The sequence below is a fragment of the Myroides sp. genome (assembly GCF_032073645.1).
GTDB classification, from domain to species: domain Bacteria; phylum Bacteroidota; class Bacteroidia; order Flavobacteriales; family Flavobacteriaceae; genus Flavobacterium; species Flavobacterium odoratimimum.
The window spans coordinates 1-5014 of sequence record NZ_DAMANB010000044.1 but is presented as its reverse complement, the minus strand read 5'-3'; the positions used below and the strand labels follow the sequence as shown (position 1 = coordinate 5014).

The window sequence follows — 5014 nt, the reverse complement described above, 5'->3', positions numbered from 1 at the left end:
AATTTGAGAGTGTTTATGCAATGCGCTTTTATGAACTTCTAAGTGGTCAAAAAAAACCTATTGAGTTCAAAATAGAAACATTAAAAGAGATGTTTAGCATTTCAGATAAGTATAAAAGAGTGAATGACTTTATTCGATTTGTCCTTGATGTTGCAAAAAAAGAATTGGATGAAAAAAGTCCTTATTCGTTCAACTATGAACCACAAAAACAAGGCAGAGCGTACCATTCGATAATATTCTTCCCCAAATTAAACCCTAAGAATAGAGATGAAGAACTTGAAAGAAAGAGCTTGCAAAAACAAGTGTCACTATCATGGGATTTACCTAAAAATGTGATAGACTATCTAAAACATAATTTCGAATTTACTACTGATGGAATAAAAAACAATCTCGATTTATTAAAGTCTGCACACGAAAAAATAGATTTGATTCAGTTTTTGGCTAGCATAAAAAGGAAAGTAAGAGAGTCCAACAACCCTCAAGGATATGTTATTGGAACAATAAGAAAACAGCTTAATACTATTATTAATAAAATGCATACATTTGAATAAATTACTAATATATGGGAATCTTTTCTTATAAATATAAATGCCCTTATTGTGGTTATAAATCAAATAGAAAACATAATTTTGCAATGAGAATTTGTCCTAAGAAACCATTTTTATTATCATTTATAAATCCTCATTGTTGGGGCTTACGTAAAAAATAAAATATTAAACATATCCACATGAATAAGTATTCTAGTATCGTTCTGCTATTGATAATCCTGATCTGTTTCGGTTGCTCGAATTCTAAAGATAAAAAAACAGGCAAATCACCTGAAACAATTACTGTAGAACAAGTAAAAGAAATTGTTTCTAAAATCTGTTTTCTTAATAAAGAAAACATTGCTTACATTAGAAGCACGATGGATATGTATGATCCAGACTATGGTGTTGAAAAAATGGATATGTATAATCAGGACTATATTGGATATGTAATGACACATGGTATTGGTACAGAAGATATATATTATTATTATTATGCTACCAATAAAATTAAGTTGATAGATGTAGAAAATTTGATTATACATACTGATCAGATAGAAAGTTTGGATATTGAAGAGACGATAAGTTGTGATATTACAGTAGCGAAAGATAATGTTACAAAATATGGAAAGGATCATGAAAAAGATGTATCACCTAAGAAACCTATAAAATTTGAAGTATATTTATTGAAGACAAAAGATAAAGGTTGGATTGTTTCTAACATGATACCCTTTAAATCAAATAACGAATATATTCAATTCTATAATATTGATTCTGTTTCTGAAAACAAGGATATTAATCCAAAAGACAAATATCTTGATATTTACAGTACAAAAGAGTATTCTTTTTACCAGATAGCTTGTAAGTAAATAAATAGAGACTTGGGTAATATTTACAGTACACTAAATCATTATTTTTACCTATTCCACTTATCAAACAACTCTTTCTGATTCGGATTTTCTCTAAAATATTGATTAACATAATTGATCGTTTCTTTTAGCTTTTTATTTTCATCAACAGCTTCATTTTTGTTGATAATAGCTAATACTGCAAAAAAAATACTCCCAATAACTGCTAAGCCCATAAAAACATAAAGAATCCACTCTTTGAGTTGTATTTCAAAAGGTTTTTCTTTTTTTATTTGCTCAAGTCTATTTATGTTTTCTTTGGTTGTTTGCTCAAAAGATCTATTGGCTTGTTCAAATAAAGAACTTACCCTATTCGTATCTATTGAAAATGATTCTATTCTTTTTCTTTCTTCTTCTAATTTCTTAACTGAAGCATTCAAATTTGATTCAGCCTTTTCTAAAGCATAACCTACGGCTTCAGCTAATTGTCGATTCGTTAATTCTTTACTCATATTACAGACTCATTGATCGCCCAACATCTTTTATAGAGACTTTTAAGGCATTTATTGCTAACTTGGATGGGTTTATACTGCTTGCTATATCTACAGCTTTAAAAACATCGTTTATTTCTTCCCCTAACTGTGATTTGATGGCGTTAACTATCAAATTTGAACTATTACTTGATGATTTTACTTTGTTGACTAATTCAGGAGCTTTTAATTTAGTTTCTTGAGGTAAGATGTCGGCAAAGTGATAATGTTTGATATTGCGGTTTATTTCAGATAATTTAAAACTATTATCTCCGTTATCAATACGCATTCCGAACAAAACTCCTTGTTTGTTATATGTTGGCTTTACATCGTACCCGTTAGACTTCATTAGCCTACAAAAATCGTCAAAATTATTACTCTTAGCCTTGCACTCTAGGATGCTTTTTTCTATTTCTTTTTTCAAACCTTTTGTTTCTGTTTTTTTAGACTGTTCGATCTGTTTTGCTGTCTTTAAACCCATATTTTGTGCAATCTTTTCGGCTGATTCTTGGGATTTCTTACTAATAAAACTATCATTGAGAGCTTTTGCGTTGAAATCGATACGATTGGCTATGATATGGATGTGTTGGTTTTGAGTGCTATTATGAACGGTAGCTATCCATTGATGATCGATAAGACCTAAGTTTTCCAGGTGTTCATGTAGTGCCTTTCTTAATTCTTTATTCGATAATTTGCCCTGATCTGCATCAGGACTTAAAACAATGCTGATCGTATTGTTTTTACAGTTTTGATTTTCGGATTGAACCATCCTTAATTCTTGTAATATTTCTTTTCCGTCCTTACCGACAAGTCCATTTCTATCAAGCTCTATAGCTTGACCTTTATCATTAAGAATATAATCAATGGCTTGACTGCTTCCTCTTACACTTTTTGCCTTACTGATCATTTTATTATATCGTTTAAGGCTTGATCTAACTTCTGTACTAAATCGTGTATTTCTGCTTTTAGAAGTGTTTCTTCTTTAACTACTAATAGATTGGATATTCTAGAAAAATTTGTTTTAAAATTGGATAGATTTTGATAGGCTTGAAGTTCCTCGCTGGTTCTGCGTGCTTGAATAACACGATGTAAAGAACAATCACGTACATACTCCGAAACACTTAAACCAGCTTTTTCAGCATTCAATTCGATGGCTGAACGCTCTAAGTAGGAGACACGGATTTCAATGCGTTGATTTCGTTTTTGCATAATAACGGGGTATTTACTTTTGCGACCAAAGGGAGTAAAACAAGGGGGTGTGAAGACCGTTAAAAAATGGAGGTACGACCATTTTGTACGGACAAACACACCTCTTGACCTTTATTCGTGGTTGCTATTACTAATCGTGTGTAAACCTATACATTTTTTCTTCTATTCTAAAACATATTTCAATGGAGTTTTGAAATTACATAAAGGGTGAGCAGTAAAAAATACACTCGAAGAATGAGAGGAAGATTTTTACAAGCGAATTTATTTACCCTTTTGAAATTGAAAAACGAATTTTTCTTTGTGACAGAATAGAAAATAAAATAATATCGTATATTTGTACCAATTCGGTACATAAATTAAAAATAAAAGCCATGTTAGTAGTAAGCTCAAGAGAATTTAGAGATAAACAAGCAATGTATCTCGACCAAGCAGACGAGGGAAAAGAAATACTCGTCCAAAGAGGGAAAAACAGAAGTTATAGGATAGTTCCTATAACAGAAGATGACACTATTGTGAAAAAGGAACATATACTAGCTCCAGATGAACGATTAGCACAGGCTATAAGTCCAGATGAACTATTAGAGCGTTTAATACCTAGAATCGAGAAATTATTTGATAAATGAAAGTAGTGTTTTCACTTGAGGTGGAAAATTACTTCTTTGAACTAATCGAAATACTCCATAAAAAAGAATATTTTGGATTCAAAGAATCTGCCACAAAATATGTTCAGGAACTCATAAAGGATATACAAAGAGAACTTGAAACATCACCAAAAAAACTTGCCCCTCCATATTTTGATAAATATGGACGTAATTTATATTACTCATCATTCAGGAGAAATAAGTCTACTCAATGGTTTGTATTCTTCTCCACATACTCAAATAATGGAGAAAACATATACCTAGTTGAGTATGTAGCCAATAACCATTCTATTGCCCACCTAATATAAAACGTACCAATTCGGTACACCGCCACCCCCCTAGCCTTAAAACCTTATATTTGTTTTGCTTTTTTCAAAACCACATCGACCCAAGCGAAGCTAAATTTTCAACTCTCATCCCATGAATTTGCTCGCATATAATTGCGCTAAAAAATGAATTTTGGTGTTTGTATTATTAAACAAAGCTTATTATATGCTTATCCGAGTTTAAAGAAACATTCATAATAGCGTGTGTATCAAGAACATTGCATAGATAAAAAGAGAACAAGTACGAGAAATTGAATACTAAGTACGAGAAATTGAATACTAAATAGACAGATAAGTACGAGAAATTGAATACCATTGACGAATTATGTATTGCACAACTCGTTTTTAGTTTTACCTTTGTCTATATTCTAAAAACGAGGTCATGAATACTAAGAAAGAGGATCCTAAAGCAACTAAGAAAAGAGAAGTTCCAATGTTGACTAACAAAGACAACAAAGATGTGATTCAATCTTACATCATCACATCTGCTCGGTATGACTTTTCTGTTTATGAAAAAAGAATACTCTACCGTATCGTAGAAGCCAATCAGGAAGTCTTAGAAAACAAGCAACTCTCAAACAAATATATCATCGATACCGATTTATTCAATACTAAGAGCTATTTGATGCCCATAGCTTGCTTTTTGAATGGTGAAGAAGATAAGAACCACAAGAGAATAAAAGAAGCCTTTAGAAGCCTCGAGGATAAGTCTTTTATGTATGAGGATGATGATGTAATAACAAGCATCAGACTTGTAAGGAAATTCGAAATAAACAAACGTTCTGGGTTCGTTAGGTTCAGCTTAGACCTCCCTATTTACTCTGCTCTTATAGATTTTTCAAAAGGTTATAAAAAATACGAACTGAAAACAGCTATGGAATTTGAGAGTGTTTATGCAATGCGCTTTTATGAACTTCTAAGTGGTCAAAAAAA

General features: G+C 31.4%; 7 protein-coding genes and 1 pseudogene. 5 read left to right on the top strand and 3 right to left on the bottom strand.

All coding sequences use genetic code 11. The features are described 5' to 3' along the window. Window positions 1-551 (top strand): annotated as a pseudogene (locus RT228_RS17840) (replication initiation protein); the annotation flags it as partial. Between the two features lie 176 nt (window positions 552-727). Further along, window positions 728-1396 (top strand): hypothetical protein, encoded by a 669-nt coding sequence (locus tag RT228_RS17835; RefSeq protein ID WP_313139200.1) that lies wholly within the window; start codon window positions 728-730, stop codon window positions 1394-1396. Between the two features lie 47 nt (window positions 1397-1443). Here the strand turns inward: RT228_RS17835 and RT228_RS17830 are convergent, their stop codons facing one another. From RT228_RS17830 to RT228_RS17820, 3 genes are read right to left on the bottom strand one after another with little or no spacing between them, the layout of a single operon-like run. Continuing rightward, window positions 1444-1887, bottom strand: a complete 444-nt coding sequence (locus RT228_RS17830) for a hypothetical protein (RefSeq protein WP_313139198.1) — start codon at window positions 1885-1887, stop codon at window positions 1444-1446. A 1-nt stretch (window position 1888) separates the two neighbouring features. Next, window positions 1889-2812, bottom strand: a complete 924-nt coding sequence (locus RT228_RS17825) for a relaxase/mobilization nuclease domain-containing protein (RefSeq protein ID WP_313139196.1) — start codon at window positions 2810-2812, stop codon at window positions 1889-1891. Then, entirely contained in the window at window positions 2809-3114 is a 306-nt protein-coding gene (locus tag RT228_RS17820) for a plasmid mobilization protein (protein WP_313139194.1), read from the bottom strand. The genes RT228_RS17825 and RT228_RS17820 overlap by 4 nt, the downstream gene beginning before the upstream one ends. A 371-nt stretch (window positions 3115-3485) precedes the next feature. On the opposite strand from RT228_RS17820, the gene RT228_RS17815 reads away from it, so the two are divergent. The 3 genes from RT228_RS17815 to RT228_RS17805 form a co-directional block, all read left to right on the top strand. After that, the gene (locus RT228_RS17815; RefSeq protein WP_313139192.1) at window positions 3486-3737 is read left to right on the top strand and encodes a prevent-host-death protein; all 252 of its coding nucleotides are present in this window, start codon (window positions 3486-3488) and stop codon (window positions 3735-3737) included. Further along, on the top strand, window positions 3734-4063 hold the full coding sequence (locus RT228_RS17810; protein WP_313139190.1) for a hypothetical protein: 330 nt from the start codon (window positions 3734-3736) through the stop codon (window positions 4061-4063). The genes RT228_RS17815 and RT228_RS17810 overlap by 4 nt, the downstream gene beginning before the upstream one ends. A 400-nt stretch (window positions 4064-4463) precedes the next feature. Continuing rightward, window positions 4464-5014, top strand: a 551-nt coding sequence (locus RT228_RS17805) for a replication initiation protein (RefSeq protein WP_313139188.1), incomplete at its 3' end; no start/stop codon positions are given.